Consider the following 25,149-nt stretch of genomic DNA (forward strand, 5'->3'; position numbering starts at 1 on the left):
GGTTATTTACCTAAAAGGTTGCGATTTTTACTTTTGTATTCATTCACGGTTTTGCCTGTATACCGCTTAAAACAGGTTCCGAAATAGTGGGCATCCGGCATTCCGACTGCTGCTGCCACTTCATAGACCTTCAGGTCTGTCTGGTCAAACAGATCCATGCTTTTCTCAATTCGTTTGCGCATAATATATTTTGTAATGCTCTCTCCTGCCGTCTGCTTAAAAATACGGCTGAGATAGCTGGCATTTACAAACAGTTCCGAGGCGATCATATTCAGGGACAGCCCCTCCCGGTCAAGATTATTCTCTATGTATTCCTGCGCCTTCCGGACCATGTTATTTCCGGTGGAATTCTCTGCTACCGCACCTATCACCTTTTCGATCAGCGAGTAGGAAGTTCTGCAGAATTCCTGCAGCGTGTTCATATGAGAGATCGTTTCCAGAAGTTTCATCTGTTCCGCATCATTAAAATACTTATTATACTCTTTCATAATAGACAGGGTATTATGAAGTATCAGGATTCCCAGGTTCCGAAGCTGCGGGATCAGCAGCGGCCCGTCAAAGATATAGCGCTCCAGATAGCGGTCAATAAACGCAATTGCCGCCTCCTGGTCGCCGCTTTTTACCGCCAGCCTGTACGCATCGAAATTCACGGGATAGGAACGGCTGATCTCCTCCATACAGCCAACATATTCCTGATAAAAAATCAGCGTTTTTCCTTTATCCTTCATTGTGTTCACAGACGCTTCTTCGCATTCCGAAAGAAGCTTGGGACAATCCTCTATGCTTTCGCATGGATTGCTTACAGAGACCACCAGCGTTTCCTCCTGGCTCACAGCAGACAGCTCTTCAAATACCTGCCCGATCTGAGCTGCCGTATTTTCCCTTTCCCCGATCACAAAGAATACCTTGTTCTTTTCCAGAAAGGTATACCAGTAATTTCTTTCCCCAACAGCCTGATTCATGGCTTCCAGGACAGACAGCATAAGGTTATTGCTTCCCAGTTTTGTTTCCAGCAGAAAGCCTCTCATTCTGCTCTGATACAGCAAAGGCATATTATAGGCAATAAGCTTTCCGATCGCATCGTTTACATCAATATATCCTGTCACGATCCTTCTCACCAGCTCCTGGCAAAGGACGGGAAAGCTTTCCACCTGCTTTGTCTTTTCCTCCCGCAGCTTCAGAATCTGCTCTCTGACCTTAACTGCCGTAGCCAGCATTTCGTCTGCCTGGATAGGCTTTAACAGAAAATCCTCCACTCCGATGTGGATTGCTTCCCGGGCATACTCAAATTCCCGGAATCCTGTCACAATGACAATATGAACAGCCGGATATTCTTTCCGGATCCTTCTGCTCAGCTCCAGACCGTCCATAATCGGCATATTAATGTCCGTATATACAATATCCGGAAGCTCCTCCTCCATAACCTTCAATGCTTCTTCCGCAGACTGGACTACCGCTGTTATGCGAAAGCCTTCCTTTTCCCAGTCAACACCCTTTTCCATTAATATTCCTTCGTATTTTTCGTCGTCCACGATCAATATGCTAATGATATCCTTATCCATCTGCTATTCCTCATCTCTGCGTGAAAATCTCACCTTGATCTCCGTCCAGTTTCCCAAATCACTGCGAATACATACGGCATCCGTGATCCCGTAAAAAAGCTCCACTCTCTGTTTTACGCTGTAAAGACCAAATCCTGATTTTTTTGTCCTGTATTCTCCATTGAGGATTTTCCCGATCCGTTCCTCCGGAATGCCTACTCCGTTGTCCCATACAGAAACCTCCAGCATCTCTTTATCCAGCGCCTGAACCCCAATCCTCAGTTCGCCAGGTCCGTCCTTCTGGCGCATTCCATGGTGTACTGCATTTTCCACCAGGGGCTGCAGGATCAGCTTTAAGATCAGGACATCCAGCAGGTCTTCAGCCACCTCATAAGTGATACTGATCTTATCATCGTACCGGATATTGATAATAGTCATATAGTTTTTGATAATATCCAGCTCCTCCCTCAGGGAAAGCATCTGCCGTCCGCTGTTCAGGCTGTTCCGGTAAAAACGCCCCAGAGCCTGGGTCATCTGAAAGCTTTTGTCCTGGTCGCCGATCAATGTCAGTGCGCTGATGGTGTCCAGAGTGTTGTATAAAAAGTGAGGGCTGATCTGCTCAAGTATCAGATCCAGCTCGTTTTTCCGGATGATCTCCTCTTCCTTCCTCGTCCGTTCCAGCAGCTCACGTATGGAATTCAGCAAGGCGTTATAGGCACGTTTTAAATTGCTGATTTCGTCCTCGCATTCCTCCTCGATGACCATATTCTCCGGAATGGAGTCTGAGTACAGCATCTGCTCCTCCATTTTCTGGATGGGACGGCTGAGAGCACGGGAAATATAGAGCCAGCATAAAACCAGCAGCAGAATATTAAATCCCAGAACGCCTACCGTCTGAAAATAGCTGATACTCACAGATAAGCTGTCCAGAGGAATCTCGCCAACAATGCTCCAGCCTGGAAGGGCGGAAAAAATCTTTTTGTATACCATCGGTGTCTGGGAATTCCTGTCGATCCTTGTCTCGTTTTCTGTCAGCTCCCCGATGATTTCTTTGCTTGCCTGGTACTTTTTTTCATCCTCCGGTCCAAAAATCAGTTCTCCGTTCAGCATCACATAAAAATTGGAATTCAAATTTCCTCCCACGGATGAAAAAATATTGCGGATGGTCTTTTCGTCAATATTTACCATAAGGATCCCAAGCTTTGAATAATCTGTTTTTTTCTTGATCACCTTTATCATGGACAGGATGTTACGATTCTGGCTTTTGTAGCTCACCATACCGCCGCCGTCTGTTTCAAAGATCCAGTCTCCGTCCATCTCCATTACTTCGTTGTACCAATACGCTTCTTCTACCGGAATTTCCTTTTTCAGCACAACCTCTTCCCTGTTGCAGCTAAAGGAATTTCCCAGATTGTCATAAAACAGAATAGAGGAAATATAGTCTCCTGCCAGCATGATGTTGATCAGGCAGTCCTGGAGATCCGTCCTTGTTTCCACGGTCAGATTGCCCTTGGACACTTCCTCCAGGGTGTCCTGAAACATTTTGCTCCAAAAAACAGCATAGGTGTCCTGATTCACATGGTCGATCATCAGCTCCATGTTGTTATCAATGGCGTGAAGGGTCTGGGTTGTCATTTCTCCGATGTGGTTCAACGTGGCTTTCTTATTGCTGTATACCACCACGGCAATAGAGACAAACGATGTCACAAGAATACATGCCACAAACAATCCCCATATCTTTGTCTTGATCTTCATCTTCTTCAGAGCCTTCATGCGTCAGTTCCTCCCCGTATTATCATTAAATCCGCCTGCCAAGGGATCATGTCCGATCCTGCATATGCAGCTGTAGCTCAACCGTCCGTATCCTCTTGACTTTGCTCCTACCGAATATTATACCAATTTTACTAATGCCACACCATACGCAGGCAGAGCAAATTCCAGGCTGATCCCTTCCTCTGTTTTGGAAACGCACAACGGTTCTTCTTTCAACGCGGATACCGCCTTCAGCGCCTCCACCTGCGCGGCGCTGGGATAAACAGGCGCCCCCATCTCCTCCCACGCCTTCTTAGCGTTTGCATGGGCATCATCGATCCGCTGGATCGTTGCGGAAGCATCGGAAATATTTTTTATGCTGATTTTAATTTTTTCTTCTGCAATGGGTCTGTCCAGCATCTGCTGGTTATAGGCAAGAATGCACAGCTCTCCGTTCTTTCCCATGGCTGGAAAAATCCCCACCGTTCCCTGCTCTTCAACCGCCGGAAGCCGCTCCGCGCCGAGCTGGTGTAAAAGCTCAAAGGCACGGTAAACAGGCTTGGGGATCCCGTGGATGGTCTGCAGTCCGAAACCGCCGCGGAATTCTCCTGTCACCTGTCCATGCTCCTCAAAAAGATCAGAGAAAGTCCAGAAGGAATATCCCTCTACATAGCCGTAATTATCAAGCAGTGTTTTTGCCACCAGTGCAGCGCTGTAGGGTGTATCGTGAAATTCATCTCCCTCGTTTGCAGAGGTGTTCCATTCCGTATAGTATAACGGAATATCTCCTGCTTCTCGGCATGCAATTTTCACCATTTTTGTGAGAAGTCCTCTTCTGTCTATCTCACCATTGGGAAGAGCGCCGCCTTCTCCGAAAAAGTCATCCAGGTGCATGTTCTGGTTCCAGTTTGGGTCGTCAGATGGGTAATGATGGGTGGATACAAAATCAAGAGGGGCATCATTTTCCCTGCAATACTTCACAAGGTCTGAGATCCACTCATTGTTTGCTGTTGCAGGGCCTCCTACTTTAAGGTTTTCTCCCACTTCTTTTATGGCCTTCGCTGTGTGGGCATACAGGGTGAAATAGTCCTTCTGGGTTCCTGCGAAAAAGAAGTCAAGGTTTGGCTCGTTCCAGACTTCGAAAAACCATGTTTCCAGTTCTTCTATTCCGTATCGTTCTTTCAGATGGGTCATAAGCTCTTTGATAAAGCTGTCCCATAGCTCAAAGCTTTTGGGCATGGTGACATTTCCTTTGTAGTAAAAGCAGGTCTGCTCTCCGGATGCAAAGGGGGTTGGCATGAAGCTTAGTTCCATGAAGGGTTTCATTTTAATGCTCAACAAGTAATCCAGGATGTTGTCGATATTTACGAAATTGTATTCATATTCGCCAGGTGAGACTTCCCGGACTACGCTCATGTCGTCATTTAAGATGCCGTGAAAGCGGACGTACTGGAAGCCAAGGTCTTCCTTTGCTTTTTTTAATTGGATCCGGTAGTCTTCTCTTAAGGCAGTATATCCATGGCAGGCTCCTACACACATTTCCCAGTAATGATCAAATGGTGCTTTGGGGGATGCCGCATCTACGTGAAATTGTAAGCTGCTCATTGTCTTTCCTCCTGAAATCTTACAAAATTTGTGGTCAGGATATTATAGGCTTTTGTTTTTAATTAATTCAATATCGCGGATTTATAAAGTCAAAATTGTGACTTATTTTGTAAAAATAGCGATCTTTTAGAGGTTGCGAGGGGGCAATCTCGGAGAGCGAAGGCCGAATGCCCCCTCGCGCTCCCCCCTTTGGCCCGCTTGGCGAACGGGGAATTTAAAAAGGGCCGAGAGCCACTGGTGTGATATGCTCCCCTTTATAAACAATTTTATTAAACTGTCTACCTAAAGGGGAGCATATTCGTGTGGGGTCGGTCCTTGATTTTTTTGTTTATTTTATTGTGTATTTTTTTGGGGGCGTGTTGGGCGGTTCATATGGCTATAAAGCCTGGGCTTTTAGGAAATTCAGGAAGTGGGGGACGCCGCCGCCTGGGGTTTGTACGTTTTGGGGTCTTTTGCCGGGGACTTGGGATACGTCGTAGAAGTCTCCGGGGGCAGTTTGAGGGGTCAGCATAAAGCTGTCGCTTCCGAAAATGCCTTCCTCGATTCCTACGTATTCGTCGCCCCAGAAGGAGCAGTCTTCGGCATGGATGCCGAATTGTTTGCTGAGCATTTCCAGGATGCTGTTGACGTTATCGCTTTTGCTGGATATGCCTACTTCCAGGTATTTGGCGTCACAGGTGGGTTGTACGTCCAGGCCGTATGATTTTCCGGTTTTTATGGAAAGGTCGATCAGGTCCTGTAAGCCGCCCTTGATGCCGTGCAGGGACAGCAGGTTTTTCAGAAGCTCCAGTTCGTTTTCCTGCATGAAAAGTGACTCGCCTCTGTTCTGGGTTACCATCAGGTCGATCTTGCAGTAGTTTGGTCTGCTGAATACGATGTCTGTCTGAAAATCGTACTGCTCCAGAAGATGAAGATGGATGTCAAAACAGATTTTGTGGATTTGGGACAAAGTCTTTTTGTCCGGGATTTCGTCTTTAAAGACAAAGGCTTTTCCTTCTTTGTCAAAGGCATAGTTATATGCGCCGCGGCCAAGTCCAAGGTACAGATTGGAAAGCTCTTCCTTTGTGAAAAGCTCCTCCAGCCGTCCCTGGGCGATATTCTCAATAGTGGTTCCGCTGACGATGACCAGCTTCACACCTTTTGCCAAAAGAGGCTTCATGGCCTCCACCGCTTTGTCTGCCGGAGCTTTTCTGGAAGTCACGGCTGTTCCGTCCCAGTCGAAAAAAATTGCTTTATATTTTTTCAATGTGGTATCCTCCCTGTTCCTTGATCGTAATAACCTTCTCTCTCACCTTAAAGGTGATCTCCTCACCCTCTTCCAGGGTAAAGATTGCCTCTCCGCTCTTTATCTCGGCCTTCAGAAGTTTGCCTCTGAACAGGAGCTTAAAGCTGTATCCCTCCCACTCTTCCGGAAGATAGGGTGAAAATTCCGGGATCCCGTTTGCCAGCCGCAGTCCTGCAAAGCCGTTTACCATTGCCTGCCAGGTTCCTGCCATATTTGCGGCGTGGATTCCGGCGTAGAAGTTGTTGTGGTAATCGTCCAGGTCCATTCTGGCGGACTGGGAAAAATACCGGAAAGCTTCCTCATAGTATCCGATCCGACATGCAACGATTCCGAAAATGCAGGTGGACAGGGAGGAGTGGTGCAGGGTCACTTCCTGATAGAAATCGTAGTTTCTCCGAAGCTCCTCCTCTGTAAAGAGTCCGCTGTGAAGATACATCCCCAGTATGGCATCGGCCTGCTTTGACATCCGGTGGCGCATGATAAACAGCGGGTGATAGTTTTCATAAAGCCATGCCCTTTTTTCCACGGGAATCTTTGATTCGTCCCAGGGCTTGCGCATCATGAAGCCGTCGTCCATGGGATACACCTGACGTTTCTCATCGTATGGGAAATACATATTTTCAATGATCTTTTTCCACAGAGCTGCTTCGTCTGTGTCAAATCCAATCTTTCTGCTGATCTTTTCCAGGCATTCCGGGGCCTCCTTTTGCAGATACTCCACGGCTTCCGCCGCATCACGCAGGTGTTCCTTTGCCATGAGATTTGTGTAAAAGTTATTGTCCACCAGTACATTATACTCATCCGGGCCTGTCACATCGCAGATGCAGTATTTTCCGCCCTTGCATTCTGCAAAGCTTCCCACATCCGCCCAGATCCGGGCTGTTTCTATGAGCATTTCCGCGCCCATTTCCTTGAAAAAGGTCTTATCTCCCGTAACCTTCAGGTACAGGGATAAGGCATAGGCAATATCTGCGTTGATATGATACTGGGCAGTTCCAAGGGGATAGTAGGTAGAGGCCTCCTCCCCGTTGATGGTCCGCCAGGGATAAAGGGCGCCTTTTTCGTGTCCCAGGATCCTGGCTCTGGCCCTTGCCTGATCCAGTGTGCTGTACCGGTACTGGAGAAGGGCTCTGGCTGTCTCCGGCTCTGTATAGATCAGCACTGGCATGACATACATTTCCGTATCCCAGAAATAGTGGCCCTCATAGCCCTCTCCGGAAAGACCCTTTGCCCCCATTCCGGTCCGTCCGTCACGTCCGGCAGACTGCATGACATGAAACAGGTTAAACCGCATTCCCTGCTGCAAAGCGTCATCTCCCGCGATCTTGACATCGGCCCTGTTCCAGAACTGCTGCATGTATGCCTTCTGGCTCTCCTCAAATGCGGCAAAGCCAAGCTTCTCTGCCTCATGCAGTTTCTCCAGGGTAAAGGCTTCCAGCTTCTCTGTCTCCATATCCAGGCAGGAGGTATAGCAGATAAATTTTTCCAGGGTGACGGTTTCTCCCTCACAAACGGCTGCCTGCAGTCTCAGGGAAGCTTCCAGTTCTCCTATGACCGTGCTGCTCTTATATACTTCTCCTATGACCGCGCTGCTCTCATATACTTCTCCTTTATCCCCAGAGGTGCGGTCCGAAAGGTGCTGCCCGGCTTTTGCCCCGGCTTTCCCCTTGCTCACCCCGCTGGTATCTCCCGTTTTTGTCACCCGGTGAATGCTTCCGCAGCCCACGGTCAGCTTGCTGGTCTGTGTCGTCCCTTCATAGTAAAGAAGATTTCCCTTCCCATAGAGCTTATCAGGCTCCAGCTTTCTGCCGAAGGGTCCGTAATCCACAATGGGATTTGTTTTTCTTGTATGGTTTTCCACATTTGCCTGCAGTTTTGAACACCATTCTACCTTGCCGCTGAAATTCAGCAGGGTTACCTGATATTGGATGGCCATGATATTCTTATGCGCAAAGGATACCAGACGTTTGATCTCAATTCTGACACGCTTTCCCAAAGGGCTTGTCCAGATAAGACTTCTGGTAAGGATTCCTTCTCCCATGTGAAGTGTCCGGGCATATTCCTCTGTTTTCCCGGTGCGCATGCCAAATTCCTCGCCCTCCAGAAACAGCTTTGTTTCCTTCAGATTCGGCAGATTCAGAAGGGACTGGCTGAGAAAGGGAGAGCCGAAGTTTGCCTCCCCGTAACGAATCTGCTCACTCTCATAAAATCCGTTGATGAAATTTCCTTCCAGCCCCGTGTCACTGTCAAAAGGATAGGCTTCCTCAAAGGTTCCACGGCTTCCAATATAGCCATTGGAAAGGGCGAAGGTCGTCTCATTCCTGTAATTGTTTTCTATCCGAAATTCCTTTTCCGTAATGGTCCATGGCTCAATGGGATATATTGGTTTTTTATTCAGATCCATAGTACTCTCCTACCTGTTTATCGCATTTTCCAGAGGATTTCTTCCTCTTTTACAAAGGACATCAAAAAGTCATAGGCATTTGGCTCCAATGCCGTTTCATATTGAAGCAGTGCCTGAAGCTTCAGATTTTTTTCGCCTTTTTCGAAAAGCATTTCCTCCGGCACCGGGATCCGGATCCGCTCCTGCCATTTCAGCGATGTCTTCTCCTCCAGTCCTTCCGGACAGTCAAAGATTTTTGTCTCCCGCAGAGGCCAGTTTTCATCTCCGGCCGGGGAATGGATCAGTCCTGTGTACAGCTCCGGTGCATAGCCTTCCTCCTTTTTCAGCTCATCCAGGACCTCGCAGACAAACCTGTACAGCCCGCTGTGATCCCCGTGAATATCCCAGGGAGAGGTGGTGAGAATGCAAGACGGCTTTTTGTCCATTAAAACGGCCTTTAAATCCTGACGGAAGCTGTCGCGGCAGTATGGGGCATGACACCCCTGCTTTTCCATATGAAATTCCGGCTTTTCCAAAAGACCGTATGTATGATCCCCGCATCCGGAAGGATAAAGCTTCTGTGCGTCCTTTTCTTCATATAAATGTGTGAGAAAGCTGTCCTCTGCAGGCATTCCCGTATCTGCATAGCCAAGGATATGAAGTCCGGTTATCGGGACACTTAAAAGTTTCAACCCTTTCACAGTCTCCTGAAGTCTGGCCCTGCCTACGGAAAGATCACGGCAGCCATAATCTCCGTTGGTTGCCATTACAATGTCAATGGAACGCTGTCTATTTACAAGATGCCGGATGATTCCTGCCGCCATCAGTATTTCATCATCCTGATGAGGCACGATCACCATCACACGATCCCATGAATCTACTGCTGTCATTTTCTGATCTTCCTCCATTTTATCAACCCTTTACTGCACCTGCGGCTACACCTGCGATAATGTACTTCTGCATGAAAATATAGAAGATCATCAAAGGTGCAACGCCCAGCATCAGCATTGGGAAGAGTGCGGTCCAGTCTGTCGCAAACTGTCCGATATTTCTCGTTACCTCCTGCAGGATCACATCGTGCTCCCTGCTCTGGATAAACAGAAGGGGTGTCATAAATTCATTCCATACGTTCAGGGTCACGATGATAACAACTGTGGAAATGACGGGTTTTAACAGCGGCAGCACGATCTTGAAAAATCTTCCTATTACAGAGCAGCCGTCGATGGACGCGGCTTCTTCCAGTTCTTTCGGGATGGTTGATTCGATGAATTCCTTAAACAGGAATACTGCCTGCGGGGTGTTGATTGCCACATCTACCAAAATCACTGCAAACAGCGTGTTCATAAGATGCAGATTTTTTACGATCTTATATAAGCTGACAATGTTCATCTGGAAGGGCACCACAAGTCCTGCCAAAAACAAAAGGAACATTCCGCTTCCAAGCTTTGTCTTTGTGCGCGCCAGGGCATAGCCTGCCATGGAACCGAAAATTACGATCAAAAATACTGCGCTGGCTGTAATGAACAGGGTATTTCCAAATGCTCGTGGAAATTCCATATTGATCCACGCTTCCACATAGTTCTGAAACTGAAAGCTCTTTGGAATTGCCAGCGGGGCCAGGGTTGCCTCCTGGGGCGTTTTCAAGGTGGTGACGATCAGATAATAAATGGGGATGAACCAGATCAGTGCCAGAATGATCATCACAATTTCCGTTATTGCTAATCTTCTTTTTGCTTTTCTCATTGTATCGCCTCACTCCATTTCCCCATCAATTTCGTTACGATGGAACTGATTATCAGTACGATCACGAAGAAGCAGACACCAAAGGCCGCTCCTGTGCTGTAAAATCCGTCGGAAATACCTTTTTTCATCATGACAGTCATAACGGTCTGGGTGGCGTTTCCGGGACCGCCGGAGGTCATGGAATAGATGATGTCAAATACCTTCATACCGCCGATGAGACCGGTTACCACAATAATTTTTACAGAGGGGCACATCAGCGGAAGGGTGACATAGAAAAATTTCTTAATGCCCGTGGCGCCGTCAATGTCTGCCGCCTCGTACAGATCCGGGGAAATGCTCTGCAAATTTGCCAGGTAAATAACCATAGCCCAGCCAGTCCACTGCCATACCTGGGTGAAGATTACGGAATATAAAGCTCTGTCTGCGGTAAAGAAATTGACTGTTCCCAGTCCCAACTGATGCAGAAGGTTGTTGATCAGGCCGAAATCTGAGGAGGACATGATAAAGCTCCAGAGATAACCGATAATCAGGGAACTGAATACTGCCGGGAAAAAGAACACGGCCCGGAGCAGATTTCTGGTTTTCAGTTTTTTATTCAGCACAACTGCCAGCGGCAGCGCCAGGATCGTCTGAAAACCTGTGAGTAAGATTGCGTAGATAACAGAGTTTTTAATGGCTGTTATCATAAGAGGGGTGTCAAACACCTTGAGATAATTCTTTAATCCTACAAAATGAAGATCAATGGGATTCATATCCGTATAGTCTGTAAAGCTGTAGAAAAAGGTATACAGAAACGGAAGGATACTGAACACAATGTAAATGACCAGCGCCGGGAGAATAAAAAACAGAAAATATTTTCCCAGGGAATTTACATTGTATGCTTTCTTTTTTGTCATACTTGTCTCTCCTTATGTAAACCAAGCACCTGTTACAGCGGGATTTTTCGCGCAAAAATGCCCCAAGCGCCATTCCTGACACCTGAGGCACTCTCGTCATCCCGAATTTATAAAAAAGTGTATGCCTTGGCGCATACTCGCGCCGAAGCGCGGCTGCGCCAGAAGCCATATTCCTCTTGCGCAGCACCGCGGCAAATAGCTGCTCGCCATACGGCGTTCGCAACTATTTTACTTTTCAAGCAGTTCCTGTACGGCGGCGTCTACGTTCTGCAGGGTTGTGCTCAGATCCTGCTCGCCCAGCAGGTAGGACTGCATTTCTGTGCCGTATGTTTCATGAGCCGGAGCTGCTGCGCCCCACTCATTCCATGGGCAGTATACGTTGCCTGCTTCCAGAGCTTTGGAAGCTCCTGTGTAAACCTCCGGAAGCTCAAAGCTTGCGCCTTCCAGATAAGAAGAACCGCCCTGGTTGTTTTCCCAAAGAGCTGTCTGGCCTTCTACTGTGGAGATAGCTTCTACAATCTTCATTGCTGCTTCTTTATTTGCAGAAGCGGAGTTTACTGCAAAACCGCAGCCAGGTCCGCCGATGAGCCAGCCGTCGCTTGTCTCTGTTCCGTAGAACGGCATCATGTCAATCAGCAGATCCGGGTTTTTACTGGTAATGGTATCCAAATCCCACGGACCGGAGCAGAACATTGCTGCCTGTCCTGTTGCGAACTGCTCAAGAGCCTGGTCATGGTCGATTCCTGTCATATCTGTGGTGTAAATGCCCTCTGTGATCATCTCAGACCATTTTTCCAGATATGTATTCCAGGTTCCATCCAGTGTAACCTCACCGTTTCTGTACTGCTCACCAAAGGATTTCCCCTCGTCTGTGGAGAGATATTCTGCTGCCACAAATGCCATGGAGTTTTTCAGCATCGGCTCCCAGGATTTCAGTCCTGCTGCCAGCGGAAGGATTCCTGCATCCTGGAATTTCTGGCAGGCTGCAATATACTCATCAAAGGTGGTAGGAAGCTCCACGCCGTTCTCCTCAAACATAGCCTTGTTGTAGTAGATTCCCTCAAACCAACTGATTCCCGGAAGTGCGTATACGCTTCCGTCATAGGAGTAAACACTGGTACCTGCATCAGAATATTTTGCTCCCAGATCGTCAAGTGGCTCCAGATAGCCAAGCCTTGCGTGCTTCAGCGCGGATCCCGGAGATTCACAGATAATGTCCGGTCCTTCCTCTGCGGAAAGCTGTGTATCAACGATGGTGTCGTAATTGGAGTTGTCAATAAACTGGAACTCGATCTCCACATCCGGAACTGCCTCTGCCAGATAATCCAGCATTGCCTGTACCGTATCCTCACTGTTCCAGTAGGTCATACGGATCTTCGTCTTTTCGCCCTCTGATGCGGAAACAACGGTTGTGGCACCTGCAAGAAGCCCTGTGATCATAGCAGCGCTCATCAGTACACTTACAATCTTCTTTTTCATGGTAATTCCTCCTTATTTATTTGTTAAGATTATTATAGGATTTGGAATTTCCAAAAAAAATGATACTTTCTTTAGAAAATTAAGACTTTTTTAAGCCTCCCTGCCAGTGATCTCCTTTTTGATCTTTATGGTAAAACAGATCATACCATCTTTTGAAACCCCTGCCGTTACACCGCAATCCTCGCCGTAATACATCCGTATCCTCTCCTGTATGTTATAAATGCCATAGCCTTTGCCCGGTTCATTTAAAACCTTTTTCAGATGCGCCTCCTCCAGATCCGGACCGTTGTTGTAGATCCGGAAATAAAGATATTCTTCCTCCGGTGCATACTCTACACGGATCAGTCCCCGCTCTCCCTCCTCGCAGTAATCGATCCCATGGCAGATCGCATTCTCCACGATGGGCTGCAAAAGGAAATTAGGCATTTCAAAGTCCAGCCCCAAATCAGGGATTTGATACTCCACATCAAAGCTGTTTTCATGTGTCCTGCTCTGGATTTCCAGATAGGAGCGAACATTTTCCAGCTCATTGGCTACTTTTGTGATCTGTTTTCCCTCATTGAGGACCGTCCGGTAAAACTTTGCCAATAGCCCTGTAATATCCGCAATCTCGTCCTGGTCTGCCCGAATAGCCTTCCATTTAATACTGGACAGGGAATTATAGAGAAAATGGGGATTGATCATGGCCTGCAGCGCTTTAAGCTCCGTGGCACGTTTTTCCATTCCCAGACGGTAGACCTCATTGATCATCTCGTTGATTTTCCGGCTCATGACTCCAAAGCTGTTTGCCACAACACCGATCTCATCCGTGTAGCCCGTTTCCACATCCACATCAAATTCGCCCTGTCCAACCTTTTCTGCGCACTGCTTCAGCTTCAGGATACGGGAGCTTAAAATCCGCGAAATGACGCTGATTAACACGGTAATGATCAACAGGCAGGCAGCGGAAACCAGTACCGTTGACCTGAAAATCTTGTTAATATCCCCTGCTATTTCCTGCTTGTCCACATAGTAAAACAGCCGCCAGCCGTTTTCAAATTCCCCGCTGGCGCTTAAAATATAATCCTTTGTCTCGTACTGCCCCGCCTCTGTTATCTCCGGCAGCCTTTGACGGATTTCTTTTTCCAGCTCCGCATTTTCCAGCTCCCTGGCTCCGATGATCTGCTGCTCTCCGTCCATAAGCAGGACACCGTTTTTCAAAAACTGCGCCTGGGATAAGGGTTCAACAAAGCGGTCCGGATAAACCTCCAGCTTCATGATTCCAATGGGCTCTGAGGACGTTGCCGCATCCAGCAGTGTCCTGGTGGCAAAGATATTTCCATCCTCAAAGGTCCACAGCGCATTAAACTTTTTCTGATGGTAATCGTACCAATCCTCCCCTTTGCATTCCTCCTCGGGCTTCAAAAAGCTGCCGATGGCATTCTCGATATGCGGGGAAAAGATTTCGATTCCCTTTATATTTCTGTCGCTTGTGATGAAATACCAAAATACCGGCTCCACAGACTGGTTCATTTCCTTTACAAGCGCCGTCACATTTTTGCTTCCTGTCCGCAGTCTTTCCCGGAAGGTGGAATTGTAGGAAAGGTATTTCAGGTTATCGTCCTCACGCTCAATGTTCGCCTTCAGATTATAGGCAATGGAAGATATACTGTTTTCAATCGTGCCCTTTGTCTGGGTGAGCAGATTTTCCCTTGCAATGTGATAGGAATAATTTCCCAGCACAAACACCGGAACAAGCACAAGGACGAGATAGCTGATCACCAGCTTTTTCCGGATGGTCGCCTTTCCGTAATACCAGTCGATAAACTTTTTCATATGCCCTGCCTTTCCCCGTTCTCCCGGAACTGCTTCGGTGTCAGACCGTAGTAATTTTTAAAGGCTCTGTTAAAGTAGGACTGGTTCTCATAGCCGCAGGCTCTGGCGATCTCTCCCACTCTCATGGTTCCTTCCTCCAGAAGCAGCTTCGCCTTTTCCATTTTGATCTCTGTGATGTATTTGATCAGGGTTTTTCCCGTTTCTTTTTTAAACACATAGCTCACATAAGCAGGGGCAAGGTTCACCTTCTCCGCCACATAGCTCAGGCTGACATCGTGCATATATTCCTTTTCCACCAGGTTGCGGATCTTCTGGATAATGCCGGAATCGTCCACGGATTCTTCTCCCAGATCCTCCAGCATCTCATATATGTTTTTGCTGAAAAACGAAAGAATGTCTTTTGGATTCTTAGAACGGAAAAGAATGTCCGAAGAATTCAGGATCTGCTCACGACGGAGATTTGGATTTTTGTCATAAATCGCACCGATCACACTATAAAAAATATTCTGTACATACAGCTTGCTCATCATATTGTTGGCAGAAATGGTTTCAATAAGCTGGTCTGTAAACCGTTTGATCAGCTCAGGGCGGTTGGCATCAATGGCCTGCATAAGCTGCTTCCGGATAGCCTCCACATCCCCGGAATAGTATTCCTGAATCCTTTTTGTCCTGGTCCAGACGATCATCTGCCCAAAACCGAAAAAGTCCCTCTGTATATCCTGGATGGCATCTACCTCTCTCTCAAATTCCTCCATGGAAGCTGCAATCCGGCTCACGATCACAAACATGCCCTCTGAGGCAAAGGCCTCCACATCCCTGGAGAGCTTCAAAAGCTGGCCCTCCAGAAAATCCCTCTCCATATACTTCTTTTCCCGTATCAAAAGGCAGGACTCATTCTGGAAAAGATTGATATATTCTGTTTTTTCTCCCAGATACATTTTTACAAAGTTCAGAAAGATCTCTTCCCTGGTTTCAAAAAAGTTGTCCAAAAACTCCACATGGACGATACGGAAGGATGCTCCCCCTGAGAAAAGATCCATTCCGGCGCGCTCCCGCTCCTCTGTTTTCAGATGCGCCCCTGTAAGGATCTTATACAGGACATTCTGACGGTTCTGCCAGTCCTCCTGCCTGCGCTCCTCCCTCTGGTTTCTTTCCTCCTGGATGCTGCAGAGCAAATCCTCCATCACTTTTTTAAATTCATCGATCTCAATAGGCTTCAGGAGATAATTAACCGCATTTGCCTCCAGCGCCTGCTTCGCATAATCGAATTCCCCATATGCGCTGAAAATAATGATCTTTGTATCCGGATAGCCCTTATTCACCTCCCTGGCAAGCTCCAGGCCGTTCATCATGGGCATTTTTACATCCGTAAACAAAATATCCACCGGATGCGACTCCATATATTCCAGCGCTTTTTTTCCATTCTGCGCCTCACTGATCGCCAGCGGATAGCCGTATTTTTTGATCAGATAGGCAATCCCCTCCCGTTCCTCGCGCTCATCGTCAACCAACAGTATTTTCAGCATAGCTCCCCCTCATACCTGAAAAACAGTTCCACTTACAAGCCTTGTTTTTCCTTCTTTTATACCTCCAAAAGCTCCAGGATCTCCTCCTGGCTCATGGCGCCAAGACCGCCGGTTCCGCCGCTCATTACCTGATCTGCAAGATTTTTCTTCGTTTCCTGCAGCTTCTGGATTTTTTCTTCAATGGTGTTCTTTGCAATCAGCTTAAACACCGATACCTTTTTCTTCTGCCCAATCCTGTGGGCACGGTCCGTGGCCTGATTCTGGGCAGCCAGGTTCCACCATGGATCATAATGGATCACCACATCGGCCCCGGTCAGGTTCAGACCTACGCCTCCTGCCTTCAGAGAAATGAGAAATACGGGTACTTCCCCCTCATTAAAGCTTTTTACCAGCTCAAGACGTTTTTCTTTGGAGGTGCTGCCCATAATGGTAAAATATCCGATTCCCAACCTGTCCAGCTCTTTCTGCAAAATTTCCAGCATGGAGGTAAACTGTGAAAAGACCAGGATCCTGTGACCGCCGTCCATAGCGCTTTGGAGCAGATCCAGACATGCCTCCAGCTTCGCCGTCTCTCCCTTATAATTTTCAAAACAAAGAGACGGGTCACAGCAAATCTGGCGCAGCCTTGTAAGCTCCGCAAGAATCTGGATTTTATTTTTATTAAATTCCTCCGGATTCTGTCTTGCAAGCTGTTCCTTCATATGAAGCACCTGCCCATCGTAGACCGTCTGCTGTGCTTTGCCCAGCCGTACATACCTGCATTCCTCCAGCTTCTCCGGCAGATCCTTCAGCACATCCTCCTTTAGCCTTCGCAGGATAAAGGGGCCTGTCATTTTCTGAAGACGCTTCATTGCCTTCTCATCATCGTTTTTTACAATAGGAGTTTCCAGCTCTTTCCTGAACACCTCGTAGCTGTATAAAAATCCGGGCATCAGATAATCAAAAATGCTCCACAGCTCGCTCAGACGGTTCTCTATCGGTGTTCCCGTCAGCGCATAGCGGATCTTACTATGTATCACCTTCACCGCTTTTGCGGCTGCAGTGGTATGGTTTTTAATATACTGGGCTTCATCTATGATCTCATAAGAAAATTCCTTATCCTCATAAAATCCAATATCCCGCTTCAGCAGGTCGTAGGATGTCACCAGCACATCCGCGGACTGATACGCCTCTATCTTTTTCTGCCGCTCCTCCTGGGTTCCTGTCACAAGAGAAACCGTCAGGTCAGGGGCAAACTTACGGAATTCCTCTTCCCAGTTAAACACAAGGGAGGCCGGAGTTACCACAAGAGAAGTTCCTTTTCTGCCCTCTTCCTTTGCGGAAAGCAGCACTGCGATCACCTGCAGTGTTTTTCCAAGACCCATATCGTCCGCCAGAATACCGCCGAACTGCCAGGCCTCCAGTGTCCGCAGCCATTTATAGCCATCCTTCTGATACTTTCTCATCACCTTCGACAGGCTCTCAGGCTCCTCAAAATCTGCATCCTTTACCGTTTTAAAGCCCTTCACCACTTTCCGGAAATGGCTGTCACGGCTGCTGTACACCTCTTCGTTTTCTTCCAGAAGCTTGTCCAGATACAGAGTCCGGTACATGGGAAGCTTTAATTTTCCCTTTAAAAGCTCCTTGTCTTTCAGATTCATAGCCTTGGTAAGCTCTGCAAGCATTTCCAGCGAAGGCTCTTCCAGGTCTACAAAGCCCCCGTTTTTCAGTCGATAGTATTTTTTCTTTGCGCGGTAGCTTTTCAGGATATCCAAAAGCTCTGCTGCCGGAACATCTTCTGTGGAAATATCCAGTTCCAGAAGTCCGGATGACAAGGATACGCCCACAGAAACACGAACATGGCTCACATCCCGATATCCCAGGAATCCTCTGGTGCATCTCACCTCTCCCAGCTCCATCAGTTTTTCCAACCCGTTTTTCATAAGCCGGTAAATGAGTGCTTCATCCCCTCCGCAGCAAAGCGCTTTCTTTTCCAAATCTATTTCCGGAAGCCACTGCATCACCTGAAACAGGATTTCCTCTTCCCTTGCCTGATCCCGAAAGGCTTCCGTCATTACTTCCAGCCTTTTCATATGCCCTTCCAGTACAGAAAGCTCCTTTTCCCCATACCAGGCAAATATTTTGCAGTTGACATCATCCTGTTCTGCATCCAGATAAAATACAAACCGCGCCTCAGGAAGCAGATAAGAACGAAATTTCTCCGGCTCTGTTTCTGAAATATCCGCAATATCTGCAAGCTGAGGCAAAACCCGGCTGTAAAACTCCGACATAAGGTTTCGCCCTACACGGAACCAAAAGCGGTCATTTGATGCCAGATTCGCTAATGGCTCCGCCTTTCCCAGAAAGCCTTTATCCACGCGGTTCAGATATCCATCACTGATGTAATAGGCTGCGTCTGTTCCATAATAGAGTGCCGGCAGTGTGCCCTCTACCTTGATCCCGTGAAATTCCTTTTCTCCTTTTATTGCGTCCTCGGAAATCTGCATAGTTATTCTGGGATTTCGCTCTGCACAGGTCAATGTTCCTTTCTTTTTTTCAGAGCCATCCTTATCCTCAAACTCAATCTCTTCACTACCCAGTGTTTCATAGAGCTCGTCCAGTCTCCACCCAAAAAGATCCAGGGTACTGCCTACGCTTTCCTTTACTTTCCCATAATAGCTTCTTGATTCCGTGAGCCTTTGCTGAAATTCCTTTTCTTCTCTCACAATACGGTTTATAAAGCGGATCCAATCCCTTCCTTTCTCTGTAAAATTACCGGGACTGTGATTGATCTCTGTGTTGCTGCCGTATGTGTCTGTAGATGAAGCTTTCACATTGTCACAGAACTCATCCAGTTTTTTAACAACAAACAGTTTATTTTCCCCTAACCGGAAGGATATGGAAAGCTTTCCTCCTTTTCGCGTCAGCCGCGGAAGCAGACGGAGGCTCTCCTCCTTTGCCGTAGTGCCGGATATGATGAGATTTGCCCTTTTTTCCTGAAAAGCCCTCAGCAATGCCTGCCCTCTCAGGTCTGTGGAATCACCGATATTGTGGCTGTTAAGATAATCTTCCAGAAGCTTTAACGCCCCTACTTTATATGAACAGTCCGTTTTCTTGGTATCATAATGTACATAATAATTCCTCCGGCAGTTCTTGCATCCACATTCGCAATATTCGATAGCATTCCGTGAAAACAAAATACGAATAGGAAACTCTTGCTTTCCCTCATATCCAACTGCATCCATCTGCCCAATTCTTTCCTGAAGGCCACTGGTAAATCCGGTAAAAATGCTCTTTATCCTGATTTTATCATTCGCACAAAGCCGCTGTCCTTCCAGGACTATCTTCTGCGGTGCTTTCATATACTGGCGGATACGGGATCCATCAAAATATCGGTAATCTTCCAGATTTTGGATCTCACTGTTACCATTTTCAGAAGCCGCCCCATCTTCCTCTTCTTCCCAGGAGCCGCCAAGACGGGTATACTGTTGTTCTCTCTTTTCTTTTTCCAGGCGGACAGCCTCCTCCGCCTCTCTCTGTGCCTTCTGTGCAAGCCGTTTTTGTTCTCTCATCCGGCGCTTCTCCTCTTCCTGCTGTTTTTCCTTTTCCAAACGCTGCCTTTCTTCTTCCTTCCGTCTCTTTTCCTCTTCCTTTTGCTTCCGTTCCTCTTCTTTTCGCTTTTGCTCCTGCGCTATGCGGGTAAGCTCCTGCTCTTTCTGTTTCTTTTCTGCACGGCGGCGGGCAGCTTCTGCCTTTTCCTGCCTTATTTTTTCCCGGCGTGCTTCTTCCAAAAGGCGCTTTTCGTATTCAACCCTCGCAGCTTCCTCAGCCTGGCGTTTCTGCTCCTCCTTCTGTTTTGCCCTCTCTGCCTTTCTTTTTTCCCGTTCCGCGCGGCGGGCTGCACGCTCCTGTTCTTCGCGCTGCGCTGCTTCCCGGGCAGCCTGCTTCTCTTTTTCGCGGTCTTCCCCGGCGTGGGAGACTCCTTCTTCGCGGTCTTCCCCGGTGTGGACGGCTTTTTCTTCGCGGTCTTCCCCGGCGCGGGCGGCTCCTTCTTCGCGGTCCTCCCTGGCACGGACGGCTTTTTTCCTTTTTCGCTCTGCCGCAGCCTTTTTCTTCTGGGCATTTTTTTCAGCAAGCCGCTTCTCCTCTGCACGAACCTCTTCGTCCATTTTCCGCCACATTTCCATAAGAGCAGCTTCCGCCTGTACATCTTCCTCTGCCTTTTTGTCTGCCTCTACAGCGTACATAAGCGCCGCCATATGCTCACAGTTTTTTCTCCCGCGGGCTACCGGGCAATCACAGCTCATACGCCTAACTCCGGAAGACAGAATTCTTAATGCAGTCTCATTCCGTCTCCTCCCAAGCACAGCTCCCGTATATCCTGTTTCCGTCTTTCTTAAATCTACAACTTTTTTATTCAGATAGAGGCTTCTGCCCCTCTGTAGTATATCGTTGTTGAAATCTTTTTCCCATTCGTACATTTCTATTGCCCAGCCTTATAATTTTATCCGGTTATCCGCATCACCAGTCTTATCCCTTTTGCGTACAGTTTGCCGCATCTATCGCGATCACCAGTAGCAATCCCATCAGTTCATCTGCCGGATCTGCAAAATCGATCACATACGTATCTCCCCAATGGAACAATTCTTTTGTGATATGTATGATAGAGCTGCAGCCGGAATAAACATCGTATTCCCACCCCAAGAAATCACCTTCTGCTCTCCATCCATTGAATTCCACCTCATACTTTGGACGGAATAATGTAAATTTCTTCTCGATTCTGCCCTGAACATAACCGCCGACCTCAATCTCAAATACCGGAAGCAGAGTCATCAACCGTTCTTTGATCATGCCAACCTCTTTTTGGTTCCTGTCATAAACATGAAGCCGGTGTCCCAGAGATAAAAACTCTGCTTTCACAAAGTATTTTGCATTTCCATTCTCATCATATACGTCATAAGTATCACTCCAGGAAAAAACTCTCTGTTTGATCAACAATTTCATAGTAAATCCCGCTTTCTGCACTTCGGCTGGGTGCTCAATGCGCTTTTGCCTAAGTATAGTATTATTTTTATCCATTATAATTGTTTTCTGATTTATGCGCAACTGTTTGCATCTTGACAGAAAAAAGTTATGCGGTTTTTCGCCGCCAACCCGATCAAAAAGAAACACCACCAGATTTTCCTTTTGCATGTTTGGCAACTCAAAACCGCATAACTATGATTAGGTTCCCTTTTATACAACAACCCTGCTTTTCCTCATATCACAATCTGCAATATGTCTATCAAATGTAATGATACTCTCTAAAGAAAAGTTAAACTCCAGTTTAGAACTGGGTACATAATAAAAATGTTCCATAATAAATTTTACAAATTGAAGCGGTGCTATTGGTCGGTCCGCAGGTATTCTGCAATTCTTATATCCTCCCAAAGTTATATGCGAATACGGGTGATGAATCTCACTATCTATTTCACCATTACAATAGTCAATCCTCATAATCACAGGTAATACATCTTTATTCAAAATATCACCATAAATATAATCCGCATCATATAGTTCTGCATCATTCTGATAAATCTCATAAGAAGGTGATGGGTAAAATGCTAACCTATGTGCCAGCAGTTCCGTGCCTCGATTATTAAATCTATACATTAATTGCAGCATCCCACCATCTGGTAACTTAATATTAAAATTATGCCCTTCCTCTATTTCCTTATATATTGTTGCATAATCCATATTCTTTAGATACAATGAAACATCATGATATTTTTCCCACACAACATCCGTGTTCTGGATAATCGGAAAATTATATTCTTCTGCCAGCCCACTTCGTATCAGTTCTTGTGTGACTCTTTTTACTTCTCGAAGTATTTTATCCTGTTTCTTCAATTTAACAACACATCCTTAAGCATTTCTATTGTTTTTTCATCCAAATCTTCTTTCTGGATTTCTCCTTTTTGGATTTTTGAAACAATCTCGACCAGACTATTATTGCTCTTTTTAATATCACGAATCTCATTTTGTGTCATATCACGATGTATAATTCTCATATTCTGACGCTGCAATTCATTCGGATACTTAAATTGTAATTCAAAATTCCTTTCTTTTACTTTTGTATATTCATCTATTAATAATTTCATATTCTCACCTAAGCCGCTAACCCGTACCCATGCCTTAGATCTGGTTAGCGCAGTAAATAATATATTCCTCTTTCGTGACAGATTGATCCCCTTTGCGCATACATCCGCATTCACCAAATATACGACCGCCGCTTCATTACCTTTCGCTCTATATATTTGCGAAACAGCAATAGAATCTTCCTGAAAAAAGTCGTCTGGGGTTGTCTGCACACCTACGATATGGGATTTAATTCCCTTCTCCATCAGCATAACTCGTATTTGCGAGACATAACTCTTTGTAGTTTTCGGTTCCGGATGAATAATCATGATATCTTGATATTTTAATTCCTCTTCCTTTAGATTCTTTTCAATATCCTCTACAACCCATTTTGCTTCCTGGTCAATGGAATCAAATTTCTCAAATCGTATAAGATCATCAATGGCAGAATGGCTTTCTAAGAAAAGTGGACTTGTTTTTTCTGTTCTATATAAAGTCACAGATTCTCCGTCTACAATTGCTCCTTCTTTTACAGCATACCCTATATCTTCCCATAATTTTTTATCTTCAAATAACTGGACCAATGGAGTGGTTTCTCTATTCTCTTTCTCTCTATATATCCCTAAACCTAAACTATGCGCCGTTATGAGTATTGGCCGAGAATTACGATAGCATTTTGATAATACAATATCTTCCGCTTTTCCGTTACTATTGTCCAATACCACATTCGGCTTTCCATTGGTATATCCGAAGATTTCTTCCGGAGAATCTACATTCTTATTATCCAGGCTTTGTAATTCATCATACGCATAAACCAGCATACGTTTTTCTTTCGGAAGAGACATATAACACATCTGCAAAAAACATTTTGAAAAATCTTGTGCCTCATCTACTAAAATAGCGTCATATAAAACTTCAGGGTCTGATACCATTTCTACAGCTTCCTGGCATACCTTATCAAAGGCAAAAGAATCACGCCCAAATTTCCGGCAGGCATCCATATAATCATAACAAACCAGATTATTAGCTTTACAGAAATTAAAATACAAACCTTCCTCATTCTTACTGCCCCATGCGTGAATGATTTTTATTCTATTCCAATCCGGTTTTTCGTTCGTATTCTCGATAATGAAATTTGAGATCAACTGAATGAATTGCCCCTTTAGTGCTCTGCTGTTAAATGTAACCGCTATGACTTTTTCCTCATACATTGTGTACAGGTAGGCAACTTTCAAGGCCAGGACAATTGTTTTTCCAGATCCCGCAAGCCCACGGATTCTTTGCACGCCATTCACTGTTTCGATAACAGCTTTACTTTGATATTTATCAAGACATGATATTTGATTTTCAATTGCCTTAAGTTTCGCTCCTTTTGAGTTATCCTTCTGAAGATTTGTTCTCAAACCGCGCTTTTTGATTTGCGAAATCATTTGAATTGCTTCTAGTAACTTTTCATAGTAATCATCACTTTGATCCCAACTAAGCATTTTTAAATAATCTTCCAGTTGTTCCTTAGAAATACAAATCTCTTCGACACTTGTTTTATAGCGTGGAGCATAAGAAACTATATTAATAGGTATTTGAAGCTTTCGCTTTTTGGACAAATAACTATGTCTTTTTAATCTTGATTCCATATTGTTATATAATTCATCCAAGAATGAAGTTTTATTTTCAATATCTTCTTCTGATGACATCTCCAAGTCAAAAATCACCAAACCATACTGTCTGCATACCAAAAGTGCATCAACCTTAATCTTTCCATCCATACCACCCAAAATAGGATAGCCCAAATAAAAATATCCGTCCAGATTCATAGTATTCAAAATGGCAATCACTTCATCTGCAAGGATCTTTTTACCTGTAACACCGTTAATCACTGTAAGCATTTACCACCCCGTACCTATCATAGTTGTCCATTAACTAAACCACACAAAGAGTATAGCATTCCCACATACTCTTTTCAATCAAGCGTATACGATCACTTCCCAACCAACTGGATCTGCACCTTCATATTAAGCGCGGAAGCGATCTTAACCATCATTTCCAGTGAAGGATTATAGTTACAGCTTTCAAATCGTGTGATATTGGTTCGCGGGATCCCTGCGCGTTTTGCAAGCTCTGCCTGGGTTAAACCCTGGTTTTTCCGTACTCGGATGTACTGCTCGATCACAGCGTTTCTTGTGTTCTGCTGTTCAATTTCGATAAATCCGTCCTCTCTGTCAGTCAGATAAATATCACTCATGCCTTTTTCCATAATCCTTTGTCCTCCTACTATTCTTTCCACACCGCGGCAAATGGCTTCGCTTTACAGCTCAGCTATTTTTCATCCTTACCCTCAGGTGGCGTTTTGTTTTCTTGTGTCTTCTGCAAAAATTATTTCCGGTTTCATATTCTATACAATCCACCCTGATAAAGGCAAGACCTTTTCTGGTCTTTACCTGCAGGATATCGCCGGGTACAACAGGAGCTTTTAAACCGTAGAACCAGCGGTAACGATTTTCGGATATTACCTTCCACTCATTTCCGCAAAGCTTTACGTGCCTTCCTTTTACCACCTTCTTTAGCGGCTGACTGGAAAGAGCCTCATATATGTCTGTCCGGATTCCGTACTTTTTCGCCAAAATATAGGAAATATATCCATCTCTTAACTGCCGATTCTCATCTACCACTATCCCATGTGCCAGTTTGCCGGAAGCCAGATAGTAATCTTCATAATACTTCAGCTTCTCTTCCGATGGCTCGCTCATATCGTCGGTCAAAATCTCCTCCATCCCGCACACATTCGTTCTGTTCCCAACAAGGACAAATGCGTAAAGCTCTTTTAACCAAACTATATTTTTTAACGCTTCACAGGCAGCAAATACTGCATCATCTCTGTTATCGTCATCTGCCGGTACATAGAAGTTTGCCAAACCGGAATACTTAATTCCAAAATTCAATAAAAAATCGTCTATTTTTTGAATCAAGATTTCGTTTTCTTCCATTTTATCCTCTTCCAAATTTAAGAACAAGCTGAAACCTTCGTTCA

Annotated in this window: 17 protein-coding genes; all 17 read right to left on the reverse strand. The window is 45.8% G+C overall.

From position 1 onward, the window contains the following. Nucleotides 1–2: 2 nt before the first annotated feature. The 17 genes from ACESZH_RS01205 to ACESZH_RS01285 all read right to left on the reverse strand — a co-directional run bounded on the left by ACESZH_RS01205 (nt 3) and on the right by ACESZH_RS01285 (nt 25,105). Nucleotides 3–1,562: a response regulator gene (locus tag ACESZH_RS01205; protein ID WP_373215540.1), complete on the reverse strand. Its 1,560-nt coding sequence runs from the start codon at nt 1,560–1,562 to the stop codon at nt 3–5. 3 nt (nt 1,563–1,565) lie between these two features. Continuing rightward, nucleotides 1,566–3,314: a sensor histidine kinase gene (locus ACESZH_RS01210; protein ID WP_373219838.1), complete on the reverse strand. Its 1,749-nt coding sequence runs from the start codon at nt 3,312–3,314 to the stop codon at nt 1,566–1,568. A gap of 117 nt (nt 3,315–3,431) precedes the next feature. After that, entirely contained in the window at nt 3,432–4,898 is a 1,467-nt protein-coding gene (locus ACESZH_RS01215) for a beta-xylosidase (protein ID WP_373215543.1), read from the reverse strand. Nucleotides 4,899–5,274: 376 nt separating this feature from the next. Then, nucleotides 5,275–6,144, reverse strand: a complete 870-nt coding sequence (locus ACESZH_RS01220; protein WP_373215545.1) for an HAD hydrolase family protein — start codon at nt 6,142–6,144, stop codon at nt 5,275–5,277. Then, nucleotides 6,131–8,587 (reverse strand): glycoside hydrolase family 65 protein, encoded by a 2,457-nt coding sequence (locus tag ACESZH_RS01225; RefSeq protein WP_373215547.1) that lies wholly within the window; start codon nt 8,585–8,587, stop codon nt 6,131–6,133. Before ACESZH_RS01225 ends, ACESZH_RS01220 begins: the two co-directional genes overlap by 14 nt. A gap of 17 nt (nt 8,588–8,604) precedes the next feature. Continuing rightward, nucleotides 8,605–9,456, reverse strand: a complete 852-nt coding sequence (locus tag ACESZH_RS01230) for a PIG-L deacetylase family protein (RefSeq protein WP_373215549.1) — start codon at nt 9,454–9,456, stop codon at nt 8,605–8,607. Between the two features lie 22 nt (nt 9,457–9,478). Then, nucleotides 9,479–10,309: a carbohydrate ABC transporter permease gene (locus ACESZH_RS01235; RefSeq protein ID WP_373215551.1), complete on the reverse strand. Its 831-nt coding sequence runs from the start codon at nt 10,307–10,309 to the stop codon at nt 9,479–9,481. Further along, the gene (locus ACESZH_RS01240) at nt 10,306–11,205 is read right to left on the reverse strand and encodes a carbohydrate ABC transporter permease (RefSeq protein ID WP_373215553.1); all 900 of its coding nucleotides are present in this window, start codon (nt 11,203–11,205) and stop codon (nt 10,306–10,308) included. The genes ACESZH_RS01235 and ACESZH_RS01240 overlap by 4 nt, the downstream gene beginning before the upstream one ends. A gap of 228 nt (nt 11,206–11,433) precedes the next feature. Further along, a complete protein-coding gene (locus ACESZH_RS01245; protein ID WP_373215555.1) occupies nt 11,434–12,684 on the reverse strand; it encodes an ABC transporter substrate-binding protein in 1,251 nt (416 codons plus the stop codon). A gap of 90 nt (nt 12,685–12,774) precedes the next feature. Continuing rightward, nucleotides 12,775–14,499, reverse strand: a complete 1,725-nt coding sequence (locus tag ACESZH_RS01250; RefSeq protein ID WP_373215556.1) for a sensor histidine kinase — start codon at nt 14,497–14,499, stop codon at nt 12,775–12,777. Beyond that, nucleotides 14,496–16,025 carry a response regulator gene (locus ACESZH_RS01255; protein ID WP_373215557.1) on the reverse strand — a complete coding sequence of 510 codons (1,530 nt, stop codon included), beginning with the start codon at nt 16,023–16,025 and terminating at the stop codon, nt 14,496–14,498. The genes ACESZH_RS01250 and ACESZH_RS01255 overlap by 4 nt, the downstream gene beginning before the upstream one ends. Nucleotides 16,026–16,081: 56 nt before the next feature. Then, nucleotides 16,082–20,485 carry an SNF2-related protein gene (locus tag ACESZH_RS01260; protein WP_373215558.1) on the reverse strand — a complete coding sequence of 1,468 codons (4,404 nt, stop codon included), beginning with the start codon at nt 20,483–20,485 and terminating at the stop codon, nt 16,082–16,084. A 49-nt stretch (nt 20,486–20,534) separates the two neighbouring features. After that, entirely contained in the window at nt 20,535–21,008 is a 474-nt protein-coding gene (locus ACESZH_RS01265) for an LURP-one-related/scramblase family protein (protein WP_373215559.1), read from the reverse strand. Nucleotides 21,009–21,239: 231 nt separating this feature from the next. Beyond that, the gene (locus ACESZH_RS01270) at nt 21,240–21,893 is read right to left on the reverse strand and encodes a DUF2290 domain-containing protein (protein ID WP_373215560.1); all 654 of its coding nucleotides are present in this window, start codon (nt 21,891–21,893) and stop codon (nt 21,240–21,242) included. After that, a complete protein-coding gene (locus ACESZH_RS01275; protein ID WP_373215561.1) occupies nt 21,890–24,007 on the reverse strand; it encodes a DEAD/DEAH box helicase in 2,118 nt (705 codons plus the stop codon). The genes ACESZH_RS01270 and ACESZH_RS01275 overlap by 4 nt, the downstream gene beginning before the upstream one ends. A 92-nt stretch (nt 24,008–24,099) precedes the next feature. Continuing rightward, on the reverse strand, nt 24,100–24,375 hold the full coding sequence (locus ACESZH_RS01280; protein ID WP_373215562.1) for a helix-turn-helix transcriptional regulator: 276 nt from the start codon (nt 24,373–24,375) through the stop codon (nt 24,100–24,102). Between the two features lie 58 nt (nt 24,376–24,433). Beyond that, nucleotides 24,434–25,105 (reverse strand): hypothetical protein, encoded by a 672-nt coding sequence (locus ACESZH_RS01285; RefSeq protein WP_373215563.1) that lies wholly within the window; start codon nt 25,103–25,105, stop codon nt 24,434–24,436. Nucleotides 25,106–25,149 lie beyond the last annotated feature (44 nt).

Origin of the sequence: Ruminococcus sp. 5_1_39BFAA (assembly GCF_964240875.1) — a bacterium.
Lineage (GTDB): Bacteria > Bacillota > Clostridia > Lachnospirales > Lachnospiraceae > Blautia_A.

Excerpts from the sequence above, each read along its gene's own strand:
- ACESZH_RS01205 (WP_373215540.1), bottom strand. The coding sequence starts at position 1,562 with ATGGATAAGGATATCATTAGCATATTGATCGTGGACGACGAAAAATAC.
- ACESZH_RS01210 (WP_373219838.1), bottom strand. The coding sequence starts at position 3,314 with ATGAAGGCTCTGAAGAAGATGAAGATCAAGACAAAGATATGGGGATTG.
- ACESZH_RS01215 (WP_373215543.1), bottom strand. The coding sequence starts at position 4,898 with ATGAGCAGCTTACAATTTCACGTAGATGCGGCATCCCCCAAAGCACCA.
- ACESZH_RS01225 (WP_373215547.1), bottom strand. The coding sequence starts at position 8,587 with ATGGATCTGAATAAAAAACCAATATATCCCATTGAGCCATGGACCATT.
- ACESZH_RS01230 (WP_373215549.1), bottom strand. The coding sequence starts at position 9,456 with ATGACAGCAGTAGATTCATGGGATCGTGTGATGGTGATCGTGCCTCAT.
- ACESZH_RS01235 (WP_373215551.1), bottom strand. The coding sequence starts at position 10,309 with ATGAGAAAAGCAAAAAGAAGATTAGCAATAACGGAAATTGTGATGATC.
- ACESZH_RS01240 (WP_373215553.1), bottom strand. The coding sequence starts at position 11,205 with ATGACAAAAAAGAAAGCATACAATGTAAATTCCCTGGGAAAATATTTT.
- ACESZH_RS01245 (WP_373215555.1), bottom strand. The coding sequence starts at position 12,684 with ATGAAAAAGAAGATTGTAAGTGTACTGATGAGCGCTGCTATGATCACA.
- ACESZH_RS01250 (WP_373215556.1), bottom strand. The coding sequence starts at position 14,499 with ATGAAAAAGTTTATCGACTGGTATTACGGAAAGGCGACCATCCGGAAA.
- ACESZH_RS01255 (WP_373215557.1), bottom strand. The coding sequence starts at position 16,025 with ATGCTGAAAATACTGTTGGTTGACGATGAGCGCGAGGAACGGGAGGGG.
- ACESZH_RS01260 (WP_373215558.1), bottom strand. The coding sequence starts at position 20,485 with ATGTACGAATGGGAAAAAGATTTCAACAACGATATACTACAGAGGGGC.
- ACESZH_RS01265 (WP_373215559.1), bottom strand. The coding sequence starts at position 21,008 with ATGAAATTGTTGATCAAACAGAGAGTTTTTTCCTGGAGTGATACTTAT.
- ACESZH_RS01275 (WP_373215561.1), bottom strand. The coding sequence starts at position 24,007 with ATGCTTACAGTGATTAACGGTGTTACAGGTAAAAAGATCCTTGCAGAT.
- ACESZH_RS01280 (WP_373215562.1), bottom strand. The coding sequence starts at position 24,375 with ATGGAAAAAGGCATGAGTGATATTTATCTGACTGACAGAGAGGACGGA.
- ACESZH_RS01285 (WP_373215563.1), bottom strand. The coding sequence starts at position 25,105 with ATGGAAGAAAACGAAATCTTGATTCAAAAAATAGACGATTTTTTATTG.